Annotated in this window: 15 protein-coding genes; 7 read left to right on the top strand and 8 right to left on the bottom strand. The window is 58.6% G+C overall.

The features are described 5' to 3' along the window. Position 1 precedes the first annotated feature (1 nt). From ihfA to selO, 7 genes are all read left to right on the top strand, one after another. A complete protein-coding gene (ihfA, locus tag FHC52_RS09805; protein ID WP_003857805.1) occupies positions 2-301 on the top strand; it encodes an integration host factor subunit alpha in 300 nt (99 codons plus the stop codon). 103 nt (positions 302-404) lie between these two features. Further along, positions 405-1,385 (top strand): vitamin B12 ABC transporter permease BtuC, encoded by a 981-nt coding sequence (btuC, locus tag FHC52_RS09800; protein WP_023327171.1) that lies wholly within the window; start codon positions 405-407, stop codon positions 1,383-1,385. A 22-nt stretch (positions 1,386-1,407) separates the two neighbouring features. Continuing rightward, positions 1,408-1,959, top strand: coding sequence for a glutathione peroxidase (locus tag FHC52_RS09795; protein WP_021241087.1), 552 nt, complete (start codon positions 1,408-1,410; stop codon positions 1,957-1,959). Beyond that, positions 1,959-2,714, top strand: coding sequence for a vitamin B12 ABC transporter ATP-binding protein BtuD (gene btuD, locus FHC52_RS09790; protein WP_008500651.1), 756 nt, complete (start codon positions 1,959-1,961; stop codon positions 2,712-2,714). The genes FHC52_RS09795 and btuD overlap by 1 nt, the downstream gene beginning before the upstream one ends. 74 nt (positions 2,715-2,788) lie before the next feature. Continuing rightward, complete coding sequence (locus FHC52_RS09785; RefSeq protein ID WP_008500650.1) at positions 2,789-3,253, top strand: NlpC/P60 family protein; 465 nt, start codon at positions 2,789-2,791, stop codon at positions 3,251-3,253. 293 nt (positions 3,254-3,546) lie between these two features. Beyond that, positions 3,547-4,263 carry an EAL domain-containing protein gene (locus FHC52_RS09780; RefSeq protein WP_008500649.1) on the top strand — a complete coding sequence of 239 codons (717 nt, stop codon included), beginning with the start codon at positions 3,547-3,549 and terminating at the stop codon, positions 4,261-4,263. A gap of 61 nt (positions 4,264-4,324) precedes the next feature. Continuing rightward, positions 4,325-5,767 carry a protein adenylyltransferase SelO gene (gene selO, locus FHC52_RS09775; RefSeq protein ID WP_032674594.1) on the top strand — a complete coding sequence of 481 codons (1,443 nt, stop codon included), beginning with the start codon at positions 4,325-4,327 and terminating at the stop codon, positions 5,765-5,767. Between the two features lie 38 nt (positions 5,768-5,805). Here selO and FHC52_RS09770 read toward each other — a convergent pair whose 3' ends face one another. The 8 genes from FHC52_RS09770 to ppsR all read right to left on the bottom strand — a co-directional run bounded on the left by FHC52_RS09770 (position 5,806) and on the right by ppsR (position 13,918). Next, positions 5,806-6,585 (bottom strand): heme ABC transporter ATP-binding protein, encoded by a 780-nt coding sequence (locus FHC52_RS09770; protein ID WP_126288023.1) that lies wholly within the window; start codon positions 6,583-6,585, stop codon positions 5,806-5,808. After that, positions 6,578-7,570 carry an iron ABC transporter permease gene (locus FHC52_RS09765; protein WP_126288026.1) on the bottom strand — a complete coding sequence of 331 codons (993 nt, stop codon included), beginning with the start codon at positions 7,568-7,570 and terminating at the stop codon, positions 6,578-6,580. Before FHC52_RS09765 ends, FHC52_RS09770 begins: the two co-directional genes overlap by 8 nt. Beyond that, entirely contained in the window at positions 7,570-8,391 is an 822-nt protein-coding gene (locus FHC52_RS09760; protein WP_126288028.1) for a hemin ABC transporter substrate-binding protein, read from the bottom strand. The genes FHC52_RS09765 and FHC52_RS09760 overlap by 1 nt, the downstream gene beginning before the upstream one ends. Beyond that, positions 8,388-9,416: a hematinate-forming heme oxygenase ChuS gene (gene chuS / locus FHC52_RS09755; RefSeq protein ID WP_126288030.1), complete on the bottom strand. Its 1,029-nt coding sequence runs from the start codon at positions 9,414-9,416 to the stop codon at positions 8,388-8,390. Before chuS ends, FHC52_RS09760 begins: the two co-directional genes overlap by 4 nt. A 35-nt stretch (positions 9,417-9,451) precedes the next feature. Next, a complete protein-coding gene (locus tag FHC52_RS09750; protein WP_126288032.1) occupies positions 9,452-11,434 on the bottom strand; it encodes a TonB-dependent hemoglobin/transferrin/lactoferrin family receptor in 1,983 nt (660 codons plus the stop codon). A gap of 72 nt (positions 11,435-11,506) precedes the next feature. Next, positions 11,507-11,689, bottom strand: a complete 183-nt coding sequence (gene hemP, locus FHC52_RS09745; RefSeq protein WP_021241095.1) for a hemin uptake protein HemP — start codon at positions 11,687-11,689, stop codon at positions 11,507-11,509. A gap of 196 nt (positions 11,690-11,885) precedes the next feature. Beyond that, entirely contained in the window at positions 11,886-12,932 is a 1,047-nt protein-coding gene (aroH, locus tag FHC52_RS09740) for a 3-deoxy-7-phosphoheptulonate synthase AroH (protein ID WP_095442468.1), read from the bottom strand. 152 nt (positions 12,933-13,084) lie between these two features. Further along, positions 13,085-13,918, bottom strand: coding sequence for a posphoenolpyruvate synthetase regulatory kinase/phosphorylase PpsR (gene ppsR, locus FHC52_RS09735; protein ID WP_008500644.1), 834 nt, complete (start codon positions 13,916-13,918; stop codon positions 13,085-13,087). Positions 13,919-14,201 lie beyond the last annotated feature (283 nt).

The raw sequence follows: 14,201 nt of genomic DNA, 5'->3' as shown, positions 1-14,201 counted from the left end.
TATGGCGCTTACAAAAGCTGAAATGTCAGAATATCTGTTTGATAAGCTTGGGCTTAGCAAACGGGATGCCAAAGAGCTGGTAGAGCTGTTTTTCGAAGAGATCCGTCGTGCTCTGGAAAATGGTGAGCAGGTAAAACTCTCCGGCTTTGGCAATTTTGATTTGCGAGACAAAAACCAACGTCCGGGCCGCAACCCGAAGACGGGGGAAGATATTCCCATTACAGCCCGCCGCGTGGTGACCTTCAGACCCGGCCAGAAGTTAAAAAGCCGTGTCGAAAACGCAACGCCCAAAGCAGAGTAATATGAACTAACTAAAAAGGCCGCCCACGCGGCCTTTTTTCTTTGCGCTCTCAGGCAAACCCGCCGTAAAATCAATTACATCTCTCGCTACGAAAACCGTAAACATGCTTGATTATGTCCATCTCCAGCACCGTTCCGATCGGCGTCACCTGCTTATTCTGGTGCTGCTGCTCATTGTCGCCGCAGGCGTTAGCCTCTGCGCCGGTGACCGGTGGATAGGGCCCGAAAGCTGGTGGGGACCTGACGGACAGCTCTTCGTCTGGCAAATTCGTCTGCCGCGTACCGTCGCGGTGATGCTGGTGGGGGCCGCGCTGGCGCTGTGCGGCACCATTATGCAGGCGTTGTTTGAGAATCCTCTGGCGGAGCCCGGGCTGCTCGGCGTGTCTAACGGTGCGGGCGTGGGGCTGATTGCAGCGGTGATGCTGGGCGGAGGAGAACTCTCCGGCTGGAGCATTAGCCTAAGCGCGATCCTCGGCGCATTACTGATAACGCTCATCCTTCTTCGTTTTGCCAGACGGCACTTATCGACCAGCCGTCTGCTGCTTGCCGGCGTGGCGCTGGGGATCATCTGTAGCGCGCTGATGACCTGGGCGGTCTACTTCTCGACCTCTTTTGACCTTCGGCAGCTCATGTACTGGATGATGGGCGGCTTTGGCGGCGTCGACTGGCAGCAGGGCTGGCTGATGGCGCTGCTGGTGCCGGTCATCGTGTGGGCTGCCCTGCAGGCGCAGCCGTTGAATATGCTCGCGCTGGGTGAAACCTCAGCCCGCCAGCTGGGCATGCCGATTGGGTTCTGGCGTAATGTGCTGGTCATCGCCATTGGCTGGCTGGTCGGCGTCAGCGTGGCTCTGGCGGGCGCGATTGGCTTTATCGGTCTGGTGATTCCGCATATGCTCCGACTGTGCGGAATCACGGACCATCGAACCTTGCTTCCGGCCTCGGCGGTTGCCGGGGCCGTCACGCTGCTGGTGGCCGACATCATCGCCAGGCTTGCCCTGACGGCCGCAGAGCTGCCCATTGGCGTGGTGACCGCCACGCTGGGCGCGCCGGTCTTTATCTGGCTACTATTAAAAGCTGGACGTTAAATCGACAACCTGAGGAAATGCTATGCAGTCAGATATCCTGAATACTGAAGTGACCACCATTGATGGCGATAAAACCACGCTGGAAGGCTACAAAGGCAATGTGTTGCTGATCGTCAACGTGGCATCCAAATGCGGCCTGACGCCGCAGTACGAGCAGCTGGAAAACATTCAGAAGGCCTGGGAGAAAGACGGTTTTACCGTGCTGGGCTTCCCCTGCAACCAGTTCCTGGGGCAGGAGCCGGGCAGCGAAGAGGAGATTAAAACCTTCTGCAGCACTACCTACGGCGTAACGTTCCCGTTGTTCAGCAAAATCGATGTCAACGGTGAAGACCGCCACCCGCTGTATGCGAAGCTGATCGCTGCCGCACCGAAAGCCGTCGCGCCGGAAGGCAGCGGTTTTTATGAACGCATGGCCAGCAAAGGCCGCGCGCCGCTTTATCCGGACGATATTCTGTGGAACTTTGAAAAATTCCTGATAGGTCGCGACGGTCAGGTCGTACAGCGTTTTTCACCGGATATGACCCCTGAAGATCCGATCGTCATGGAATCGATCAAGCTGGCGCTGGCGAAATAATGTCGCTGCTGATGCAGCTCACGGACGTTGCCGAGAAGGGACGTCTGGAGCCGATAACCGGCGCCGTCAATGCGGGAGAAATCCTGCATCTTGTCGGGCCAAACGGCGCAGGAAAGAGCACGCTGCTGGCACGGATGGCAGGCATGACTGCCGGAGAAGGGCAGATAATGTTGCTGGAGCATACGCTGGCCGAGTGGTCGCCGGTCTCGCTGGCGCATCGGCGCAGCTATCTCGTGCAGCAGCAGGTGCCCCCCTTTGCGATGCCGGTCTGGCACTATCTGATGCTGCATTTGCACGACAAACATTCTACGGCACTGCTGACGGACGTGGCCGCGGCGCTGGGGCTGGAGGATAAACTCTCCCGGCATGTCAGCCAGCTATCCGGCGGCGAATGGCAGCGGGTGCGTCTGGCGGCTGTCATTGTTCAGATCCACCCGGCCGGTAATCCTCATGGGCGGATGCTGCTTCTCGATGAACCGATGAGCGGTCTGGATGTGGCGCAGCAGGCGGCCCTGGATACCCTGCTAAGTGCGCTCAGTAGAAAAGGCATCGCCGTGGTGATGAGCAGTCATGACCTCAACCACACCTTGCGTCATGCCCACCGGGTGTGGCTGCTGTCGCAGGGGAAGATGATCGCCAGCGGTACGCGGGATCAGGTTCTTACGCCGCCCAATCTTGCCCGCGCGTACAACATGTCGTTCCGCAGGCTGGATATTGAGGGCCATAAGATGCTGATTTCGACCGGGCAGGAGTAAGCGTTTCTTGCCTGTGAGCACAATTGCACGCTAAATTACGAAAAGAACAAAAAAAGCAGAGGATTCGTCTGAAAATGCGATTCTGGTTTCTCCTGATGGCCGCACTTTTTCTTGCGGGATGCAGTAGCCATCGTGCACCGCCGCCTAACCCACGGCTTTCAGATTCGATCACCGTCATTGCCAGCCTCAACGATCAGCTGAGCAACTGGCGCGGCACGCCTTATCGCTACGGCGGTATGAGCCGTGGCGGTGTAGATTGCTCCGGCTTCGTTCTGATGACGTTTCGCGACAAGTTTGATTTACAGCTGCCGCGTGAAACGCGTAAACAGGCAGAAATCGGCACGGAAATTGATAAAGACGACCTCCTGCCCGGGGACTTGGTTTTCTTCAAAACCGGATCGGGGGAAAGCGGACTTCATGTGGGCATTTATGATACTGACAACCAGTTCATTCACGCCTCGACGAGCCGCGGCGTGATGCGCTCTTCTCTTGATAATGTTTACTGGCGTAAAAATTTCTGGCAGGCACGACGTATATAATCTTCGTCGTATACCTCTCTTATGACGGCATGGCAGCGAATAAACATGCCGTTTTTTCTCAAATAAGATGATTAAAGTTAAATTTACCTAAAATTAGCGAATCCCTCATGTATCTGTTTTATCTAAAACTGGCTATTATTTTGCAACCAGGATAAGATTATTTTAGATTCAGGGAAAAATCTGAAAATTAATACGGAACTAATGAAATTAATCTTATTAAAATCAAGGCAGTGGAATTGTGTCGGCAATTGCTCCAGGATGTCCTCTCTCATCTTTAATGCGGGGCGAGTGCAATGATAATTACGCTAGATAATGCTTACCAGTCTGAACTGCTGCTTTTGCCTGCCCGTAATAGCGCAGGGGAGCTTAAAGGTTTAGAAATTCTGGTTAACTTTACTGGCGTCGACAGCGATGTGCGGATCCCCACTGAGCTTGTTATCCCACGACTTTCAGCGGCTGAAGAGTTAGCGCTGTTTAACGAAAAACTGCAATTGCTTGATACCTGCAAACTGTTTTTTATTCAGCATCAGTTAATTGCATGGATCAATATTACACCTGCAATAGTTGAATTTTTATTAAGTAATGGAAACGCTGTTTCAATTCTTGAGCGTTATCCGTTTCTTGAGTTTACTGTTAATGAGAATTATCCAGGTTTAAATAACGGAAAGGACGATCTTCAGCTGGCGAGAATGGCAATCCATTTCCCATTGGTGCTGGCAAACTTTGGTGCAGGCGCTGCATCGCTCAAGGCGGTCTACGATGGATTATTTAAACGGGTTATTCTCGATAAAGGCTTCATTCAGCAGCGTGCTTCAGAGCTCTCTTTTGAGCCATTTATGCGCGCCATCCTCTGGCAAATCACGCCGCACTGCCAGTCTGTGATTGTCTCGGGCATTGACGACCACGGTCTGTTGCAGCGCGTGTTGTCCTTTAATTTTGGCGCCATGCAGGGAACGCTCTGGCCTGCCGTCTCGGCGGAACACGTCACTACGCTGGTTCAGCAGCGATAACCCTTGCTTTCGCCCGTGTTTAAGTCCGGGTAAACCCTCTACACTGAAAGCAGGAGGACTTATGACCCTGTCTTTTACTGCTCACTGGCATGACGAGTTGCCGGGATTTTATACCGCACTCAAACCCACACCGTTACAAAATTCACGCCTTATCTGGCATAACGATCGGCTGGCAGAAGAGCTGGCCATTCCGCCTGAGCTGTTTCAGCGTTCAGGGAGCGCTGGCGTCTGGGGAGGCGAAACGCTGCTCGCCGGTATGCAACCCCTTGCTCAGGTCTATAGCGGGCATCAGTTTGGCGTCTGGGCTGGGCAACTGGGCGACGGCAGGGGGATCCTGCTCGGAGAACAACAGCTTCCCAACGGGGAGACGGTTGACTGGCACCTGAAAGGTGCGGGCCTGACGCCCTATTCGCGGATGGGCGACGGGCGTGCGGTTCTGCGTTCAACGATTCGCGAATGCCTGGGCTCCGAAGCGATGCATGCCCTCGGTATCCCCACCACCCGTGCGCTGTCGATCGTGACCAGCGACACGCCGGTTGCGCGCGAAACCGTGGAAAAGGGCGCAATGCTGATGCGCATTGCGCAAAGCCATCTGCGCTTCGGTCATTTTGAGCACTTTTACTATCGCCGCGAGCCGGACAAGGTGCGCCAGCTGGCTGACTTTGCCATTCGTCACCACTGGGCGCATTTGCAGGACGACGCGGATCAATACGTTCTCTGGTTCAGGGACGTGGTGGCCCGTACCGCAGCCCTGATTGCCCGCTGGCAAACGGTAGGTTTTGCCCATGGCGTCATGAATACGGACAACATGTCGCTTCTTGGGTTGACCTTTGACTACGGCCCGTTTGGTTTCCTGGATGATTATCAGCCAGGGTACATCTGTAACCACTCCGACTATCAGGGGCGCTACAGTTTTGACAATCAGCCCGCGGTGGGCCTGTGGAACCTGCAGCGACTTGCGCAAACCCTGTCGCCGTTCATCGACGTTGATGCCCTCAATGATGCGCTCGACAGCTATCAGGCGATCTTACTGCGAGAGTATGGCTCGCTGATGCGCAACAAGCTGGGGCTAGTCACGCAGGAGAAGGGCGATAACGACATCCTCAATGGCCTGTTTGCCCTGATGGCGCGCGAGGGCAGCGATTACACGCGCACCTTCCGGATGCTGGGCCAGACGGAGCAGCACAGTGCCGCCTCGCCGCTGCGCGATGAGTTTATTGACAGACAGGCGTTTGACGACTGGTTTGCATCGTACCGCGCGCGGCTGCAGCAGGAGCAGGTGGATGATGCGACCCGCCAGGCGCAGATGAACGCTACGAACCCTGCGATGGTGTTGCGCAACTGGCTGGCGCAGCGGGCGATTGAGCAGGCCGAGCAGGGCGAGTACGACGAGTTACACCGTCTGCACGTGGCGTTGCGCACGCCGTTTGCCGACCGGGATGATGATTACGTCAGCCGCCCGCCTGAGTGGGGCAAGCGGCTGGAGGTCAGTTGCTCAAGCTAGTGTCTGGCCGGAGTCGGCGTCGTCAGAATCCGGACCGGTCAGGGGGCGAGAAACACCTGCGGCACGGGGTGAGCCGGATGCCTGCCGACGTGAACCTGTGCGCCGTACCAGCGCGCCAGCGCATCGGGCTGCAACACGGTTTCCGGCTCTCCCTGGGACACGATCCTGCCGCTGTGCAGGAGCAGGATGCGATCCGCCCACAGCGCTGCCAGGTTGAGGTCGTGCAGCACCGCGCACACGTGCAGATGTCCCCGGCTGGTCAGGGATTTCAGCAGGCGCAGCAGATGCTGCTGGTGATAGAGATCCAGCGCGGACGTCGGTTCATCAAGAAACAGCCAGCCGCGCGGCGCACCGTCGCACCAGAGCTGAGCCAGCGCGCGGGCGAGCTGAACGCGCTGCTGCTCGCCGCCTGAGAGCGCGGCAAACTGCCTGCCCGCCAGCGGTAAACAGCTGGTGATGGCCATCACCTCCTCGATCACCGACGCTTCTGGCGTGCGGGTCCAGGGCGCACGCCCCATACCGACCACCGCCTCAACCGGCCAGTCAAATCCGAGCTGCGTGCTCTGGCGCATCACCGCCCGGTAGCGGGAGAGCCTTTCCGGCTGCCAGGCCGCAAGCGGTGTGCCCGCCAGGCTGCACCGTCCCCCAGCAGGTTTAAGATAGCCGGTAAGCAGTCGCAACAGCGTCGATTTCCCGGCGCCGTTGGGGCCAATCAACGCCACCAGCTCGCCCTGAGATAAGGTCAGCGACACGTCGTTAATCAGCGTGCGTTGCCCGGCGCGAAAAACAAGGTTTTCTGCACAATAGCGTTCAGCCATGCGCACCTCCACGACGAAAGATCAGCCACAGGAACCACGGCGCGCCGAGAAGGCTGGTCAATAAGCCAACCGACATTTCCGCCGGAGCGACCACGCTGCGCGCCAGCGTGTCGGCCACCAGCAGGAGCAGCGCACCGGCCAGCACCGAGCCGGGGAGCGTGGCCCGGTGGTCGGCTCCCAGCCACATGCGCACCAGGTGCGGCACCACCAGGCCAACAAAACCGATCACGCCGCTGATCGCAACGGCGGCAGCCACCAGCAGGGCGCTGCACAGCAGCAGGATCCGCTGCACGGCGGCCACCTCCACGCCGAGATAGTGCGCCTCTTCGTCGCCCAGCTGCAGCAGGTTGAGGGGCCCTGCCAGACGCCAGATAACCAGCACGGTGGGGATCATCAGCGACGCGACGGCCAGCAGCGTCGACCACTGCGCCTGGCCGAGGCTGCCCATTCCCCAGAGCGAAAGCTGGCGAAGCTGGGCATCATTGCTGAGCCATGACAGCACGCCGACGGCCGCACCGCACAGGGCGTTGATGGCAATGCCCACCAGCAGCAGGCGCGACAGGGAAGCGTCACGCTGACGGCTGAGCAGGAAAATCACGAAGGTGGCGGCCAGCGCGCCGAGAAACGCCGCCAGCATCGGGGCATACAGCATCACCAGTGCAGGCAGCGAGAGCGGAAGCACCACCCACAGCGCGACGGCAAGTGCCGCGCCGCTGCTGATGCCGAGCAGGCCCGGGTCCGCCAGCGGGTTGCGGAACAGCCCCTGCATCACGCAGCCCGCGAGCGCCAGCGAACCGCCGATCGCCAGCGCCAGCAGCACGCGTGGCAGGCGGATCGTCAGCCAGATCTGACGCAGGGCCTCGTCGGTGCCATTCCACAGCAGGTTGATCGGCAGGCGCAGCGCGCCAATACCGCTGGCCGTCAGCGTCGTGACGACCAGCAGCGCGGCCAGCATCCACAATGACAGGGCGACTCGCCGGGACATCAGGGCAGTTGCTCCGCTTTGGCCCGCAGCTGCCGGATGGCTTCCGGCGTTCGCACGCTAAAGCCCAGCAGCGCCATATCATCCATCGCCAGCACCTGCTTATTACGTCCTGCCGGGGTTTGCGCCAGCCCGGGCAGCGTCCACAGATTCGCTTCCCCGCCCAGGGCGTTGATGCCGTCCTGCGAAATCACCACCAGATCGGGCCGGCTGGCAATCACCCCTTCCTGAGACAGCGGCTGATAGCGGGTGAACCCCTGCATCGCATTCTGCAGCCCCGCCGCGCGAATGGCCGCGTCCGCGCCGGTCTGTTGTCCGGCAGCCATCGCGGTCATCCCGCCGTGGTTGAGAATAAACAGCACCCGCTTGTTGAGCTGCGATGTGGGCAGGGTTGACAGCGCCTGACGCAGCTTGCCGCGCAGGGCTTCCCCCTCGGCCTCGCGATGCGTCGCTTCCGCCACGATCCGCACTTTTTCGTCGATGACGCTCAAATCGTTAGCGGCTGGAACCGCGATAACCCGGACGTGGCTTTGCTCAACCTGCTTTAGCGCCAGAGAGGGCTGCGCCTGGGCGCTGGCCAGCACCAGCGTGGGGCGCATGGACAAGATCCCTTCGGCGTTGAGCTGACGCAGATAGCCCACGTCCGGCAGCACGTTCGCCGCCTGCGGCCACTGGCTGGTGCTGTCGCGGGCCACCAGGGAAGACGCCGCGCCGAGGGCGTAGACAATCTCGGTGACGTCGCCGCCGAGCGTGACGATTTTCTCCTGCGGCGCAGCAAACGCCAGCAGGGGCAGGGCGCTGAACAGGACAAGCCACCGTTTCATGCGGCCAGCCCTTTCGCCGTCAGGGCGTCTATCTGGCTGCGCCACTGGCTTTGCTCCGGCTCGCCTTCGGTGCGCTGGCCGTACAGCTGGGCGATTTGCGTCCCGTCGGCGGCAAACAGCTCCAGGCTGGTGACGTGCCCGTCAGCGGTTGGTTTGCGCGTGACCCACGTCTCCGCAATGGCGTCTTCAAGCAGGTGCAGGGTAAAGGTTGAGTTGAAGATGTTCAGCCAGCCTTTCATCGGCGCCAGCTTTTCCACCACGCCGGTGAAAATCTGTACGCAGCCGCGGTTGCCGACGAAGACCATGATTTCATTGCCGTCCCGGCGCGCCGTCTCCAGCAGCTGCGCCAGCGCGCTGTTCTCTACCCGACAGGCCAGATCGTCCCCCACCAGGCGAAACGCCTGCTGGCGGCTGAGGTTATGGCGTTTGAGGAGGCTGAAGAACTGGTGCACGTCGGTCATGGCGCGCCACTCTTTGTCCACGAGGTCGGCTTGCGCATTTTCCGCGTGAGCAGGCGCGTCGGGCGCCTTCAACGCCAGCGGTGGATTATCGGCAAAGATAAAACGAGTCAGCACGTCGCCCCAGGCGGAAACGTCGGTGTTATCCGTGGCGTAGACCTTCAGCAGGGCATCGCCCTGGTGGTCGAAGTACTGAATGCTCTGCCGCTCGCCGCGGGCGGTGGCTTCACTGATGTGAAACGCGCTTGCCCACTGGTTGAGGAACAGGCGCAGATCCAGCGCGCGCGGGTTCAGCACCAGCCCGGCATGGCCGTTCAGGTGCTGGTTGGTGAAGCTTCCGACCTGCTCGTGAACGGCGTAGTCGTTGCGGCAGATGCACCTGGTTTCGCCCACCGCCTCCAGCGCGCCCAGGATCTCGCGGATCTCACCGCGCAGTCGCCAGGCGTCGTGACCCACGCGGGCAAAGGTCAGCTCTGCTTCGCTGATATTCATTAACCCTGCGATGTCGCGCGCGTACTTACCCGGATTGTCTTCTTTCAGCTCAAGCCAGCGCGTGTAGTGATTCATTTTCTTATCCTTCTGAAGAGTTGCCCCGACGGGAATTACCACTGATAGCTTACGAAAATCTTGCCGTTACGGCCGTCCTGCGGAATGCCCTGAGGTGACCAGTATTCTTTGTCAAAGGCGTTGCCGAGCACCAGCGTCGTGGTCACGCCTTTGAGCTGCTCCTGACCCTTATAGCTGACGTAGAAGTCATTGACCGCGTAGCCCGGCTGCTTGCTGTAGCTGCTGCTGATATGCGTTGAGCGATCGACAAAGGTGCCAATCCAGCCGACGGAAAAACCGCTCTGCGCCACCGGAATGTCCAGCTTGCTGGTGACGGTATCCGGGTTGATGCTGGAGATGTACTCGCCCGTATCGGTGTCTTTCCCGCGCGTGCGGTTATAGGCCAGGTCGAGGTTGAAGAGGTCGGCAGAATATTTTGCCATCATGTCCCAGCCCCAGATTTTGGCGTTCGGGACGTTATAAGACATGGTGGTCGCGGCGGCAAAATTGACGGTGGTGGAGATATAGTCTTTAGCTTTGGTATCGAAATAGCTGGCTTTAAACTCCAGCGCATCGTTGGCAAGCAGCAGATCGTCAAAGCGCAGACCGAACCCAAACTCCTGCGTTTCGTTGGTTTCCGGGCGCAGGTTCGGGTTTGGCACCCAGTAGTTGGTATAGAAGCGGCCAATAGAGAAGTGTTTGGCGTCGTTGTACATCTCGCCCATAGTGGGCGCGCGGAACGCCTGCGCGTATGAGCCAAACAGCATCAGCCAGTCGGTCGGGCTGACGGTCAACCCGGCGCGGGAGGACCATTTATCGGCATCCACGTCGTCGTAGCCATTGCTGCTGCCGCGGTAGTTGTCATAGCGCGTACCGCCCAGCAGGGTGACCGGCAGATCGCGCAGGGTGATTTCGTCCTGCAGCCAGCCGGAGCTGAAGTCGATTTTCGCCTCCGGGAAGCCGGTGGTCGCGCCGCCCGGATGCTGCTCCTGACGGTAGTATTCCCCACCGTAGGTCAGCAGATGTGCTGCTAAAGTGTCGCTGAACAGGCGGGTGCGGTTTTCCACCTTGCCGCCTTTGGTGGTCTGCTTGCGGAACTCACCGCTGTTGTCGATATTCTGGGCATTAATGCGCGCTTCGGACCAGTAGACCTTCGCGTCGGCGTTCAGCCAGTCGTTACCTTCCGGGGCGATGCGGTAGCCCACCTGCGCGTCACGCTGGATGGTGGAGCGATCGGTCATCGGGTTACTGCTGTCCGCCCCGGTGGTTTGCGGGTTTTTTGGTTCCTGAGCATCGTTGTTGTAGTAGCGCAGGGCGCCGCTCAGGGTCTGGGCCGGGTCGATTTTCCAGCTGCCTTTCGCCAGCATGTTATTGATAGACTCGTCGTTAGGGGCGGTTGCTCCGTCGCTCTGGCGGATATCACCGCGATCCCGGCTGGACCAGGCTACCAGACCGTCCAGCGTGTCGGTGCGGCCATAGGCGCTGGCCCCCATCCCAAGACTGTGATCGCCTGTCGCCCCCGTACCAAACACACGATAACCGCTGTTTTTACCCGTTTCCAGCAGGTCTTTTGCATCGACGGTGTCATAGGAAATCACGCCGCCCAGCGCGCCGCTGCCGTACAGCAGGGCCGACGGGCCGCGAACCACTTCGATACGTTTAATCAGCGCCGGATCGAGGAACGTGCTGTTCAGGTGGCCGGTGTCGGTGCCCTGACGCACGCCGTCAACCAGCACCAGCACGCCGCGACGATCGTAGCCGCGCAGGTTCACGTCCTGCCCGTTGGTGCGCCCGGTGCCGTCCAGCATCAGGCCGGGAACGTTACGCAGCAGGTCGGCCGCCGAGCTGGCGGTTTGTTTCTCCGGCGCGCTGGCGTCAATCACGCTCACCATCATGGGGGCTTCAAAGGCGCTGCGGGCGTTGCCCGTGGCGGTGACGGTCATTTCATCTGCGGCAGCAAACGCGACGCCCGGCAGGGGGCTGACAATCGCCAGCGCCAGAAGTGACGGGCGTAAAGACGCGGAAGGCAGGTGTGGCATAGCAACTCTCCATAAAGAATCGAAAGCGCTGGCTGCCTGGGGATTACCTGGGTGGCTGGCGAAGTTTTTGGTTTATTTTGTGAGGATCAGTTTTCCGGCATGGGTCTGGCGCAGCAGATAGCGCTGGCCGTCATGCTCGATAATGACCCGCCCCGCATCGCCGAGCAGGGTTTTGCTGTCAATCCGACGCTCGGTAGGGGCTGGTGCTGTGTCTGTTTTTGCTGGCGTTGCCGCGCTGTTATCCGTACGTGACATAATGTTTATAAATAACAATCAATGTAACAATGATAATCATTATCAATAAACTGCAAATTTACGGCAAGCGTTTTTGTGAAAAAAGGGTGAGAGGATCAATATTGTGCAATCAAAAGCCCGGTGGCGGCTTCGCATTACCGGGCCTACAACGGCAAGAATCGTAGGCCGGGTAAGCGCAGCGCCACCCGGCAGGATGTTAAAAGCGCGTGTCCACGGCTGCAGCCAGCTTCTCCAGCAGCAGCTCGCTGTCTTCCCAGCTCAGGCACGGGTCGGTGATCGACTGGCCGTACACCATCTGCTGGCCAGCAACGATTTTCTGCGCGCCTTCTTTGATAAAGCTCTCCGCCATAATCCCTGCAACGGCGGTTGAACCACTGCGGATCTGCTGGCAGATCTCATCGCAGACGTCCAGCTGGCGGCGATGCTGCTTCTGGCAGTTGCCGTGGCTGAAGTCCACCACCAGATGTTCCGGCAGGTCGAATTCCGCCAGCGTTTCACAGGCCGCCGCAATATCTTGTGCATGATAATTGGGCTTCTTCCCGCCGCGCATAATGATATGCCCGTACGGGTTACCGCTGGTCTGGTAGATGGTCATGTGACCGCTCTTGTCCGGCGACAGGAACATGTGGCTGGCACGGGCCGCGCGGATGGCATCAACCGCAATACGCGTATTGCCATCGGTCCCGTTTTTAAAGCCGACCGGACAGGAGAGGGCGGAGGCCATCTCGCGGTGGATTTGGCTCTCGGTGGTGCGTGCGCCAATCGCGCCCCAGCTGATCAGATCGGCGATAAACTGCCCGGTCACCATATCAAGGAACTCGGTGGCGGTCGGCACGCCCAGCTCGTTGACCTGCAAAAGCAGCTTCCGCGCCAGCTCGATGCCGTGGTTCACGCGATAGCTGCCGTTGAGGTCAGGGTCGGAAATCAGTCCTTTCCAGCCCACCACGGTACGCGGTTTTTCAAAGTAGGTTCGCATCACAATCTCAAGGCGATGCTGGTACTTATCCCGCAGGCCCTGAAGCCGTTTTGCATAATCCATCGCGGCATCCAGATCGTGGATGGAGCAGGGACCAATCACCACCAGAAGACGCTTGTCTTCACCATTGAGGATTTTTTCAATGCGGCGGCGGGAGGCCGTCACGTGTTCCGCAACGGCCGCGGAAACAGGATGCCGCTGGGCCAGTTCAGCCGGCGTGACCAGGCTGTCAATGCGCGCAGTGCGGAGTTCATCGGTTTTATTCATGGAATGTCTCAGAAAATTTTTGCTTCATCGGCAGACTACCGGGAAGTGATGGGCATCACCTTAAACCAATCCCTGCTGATTTCAAGTTCGGGGCGACGTAGCCCCGTGGTTGCCGATGATGATACCTGATTCTGAGCTAATGTACTAGCATATTAGTACATGCGGCGATTAAGCCCCATGATGTCGAGAATTTTGGTGGCAATTTCTTCCACAGAGTAGTTGGTGCTGTTCAGCCACGGGATCTGATTTTTGCGGTACAGGGCTTCCACTTCGGAGACCTCCATCCGGCACTGGCGCATGGAGGCGTAGCGGCTGTTCTCGCGGCGCTCTTCGCGGATGGCGGCAAGGCGCTCCGGATTAATGGTCAGCCCGAACAGCTTGTGCTGCAGCGGCTTCAGGGCGGCGGGCAGCACCAGGTTATCCATATCGTCAGCGATGAACGGGTAGTTGGCGGCGCGAATGCCGAACTGCATCGCCAGGTAAAGGCTGGTCGGCGTTTTGCCGCAGCGCGACACGCCAAGCAGGATCACCTGCGCCTGGTCGAGATTACGCAGCGAGATGCCGTCGTCGTGCGCGAGGGTATAGTCAATGGCGGCGATACGGGCATCGTACTTGGTCAGGTTGCCGGGGTTCAGCCCGTGGGTACGGTGGGCGATAGGCGTTGGGTCGAGCTTCAGCTCGCTTTGCAGCGGAGCCACCAGCGCCTGCACGATATCCTGGCAGAAGCCTTCACTCTGCAGAATGATGGCGCGGATCTCGGGGATCACGATGGAGTAGAACACCAGCGGGCGGACGCCGGTCTGCTGGTAAATGGCGTCGATCTGGTCCTTCACCGCTTTGGCGCGGCTCTCATTTTCGACAAACGGCAGCGTAATGCTGTTGATCGATACGGGAAACTGCGACATCACCGCGTGGCCCAGCACCTCGGCGGTGATCGCCGTACCATCAGAAATATAAAAAACGTGACGATCGACAGCACTATCCATTTTACCCACCCTGAATATCAGACGTAATTGTCTGAAAGCATAAATTAAAAAAGTAATTTACACAGCAAAGAACTTATCCTAATTATGAATGAAACGCTGTTTTTGATTTTCCTGAAAAGTGGATTTCATTTTTCAAATAGCGACTTTATTTTTGGGGTTTCTGGCTGAATATAGAGGAATCATCGGGTTAATCGTTGATGGGAAAGTATCCGAAAAGTTGAAAATTTAAATTGCTTACACGATTCACCGTTTTTTTAGCGGAAATAATTATGCCAGTATAAAT

The sequence above is a fragment of the Enterobacter sp. EC_64 genome, assembly GCF_019584165.1.
In the GTDB taxonomy this organism is placed as follows: Bacteria; Pseudomonadota; Gammaproteobacteria; order Enterobacterales; family Enterobacteriaceae; genus Enterobacter; species Enterobacter roggenkampii.
Note: the sequence above shows the minus strand (reverse complement) of the source record. Positions and strands in the feature narration are given on the sequence as shown.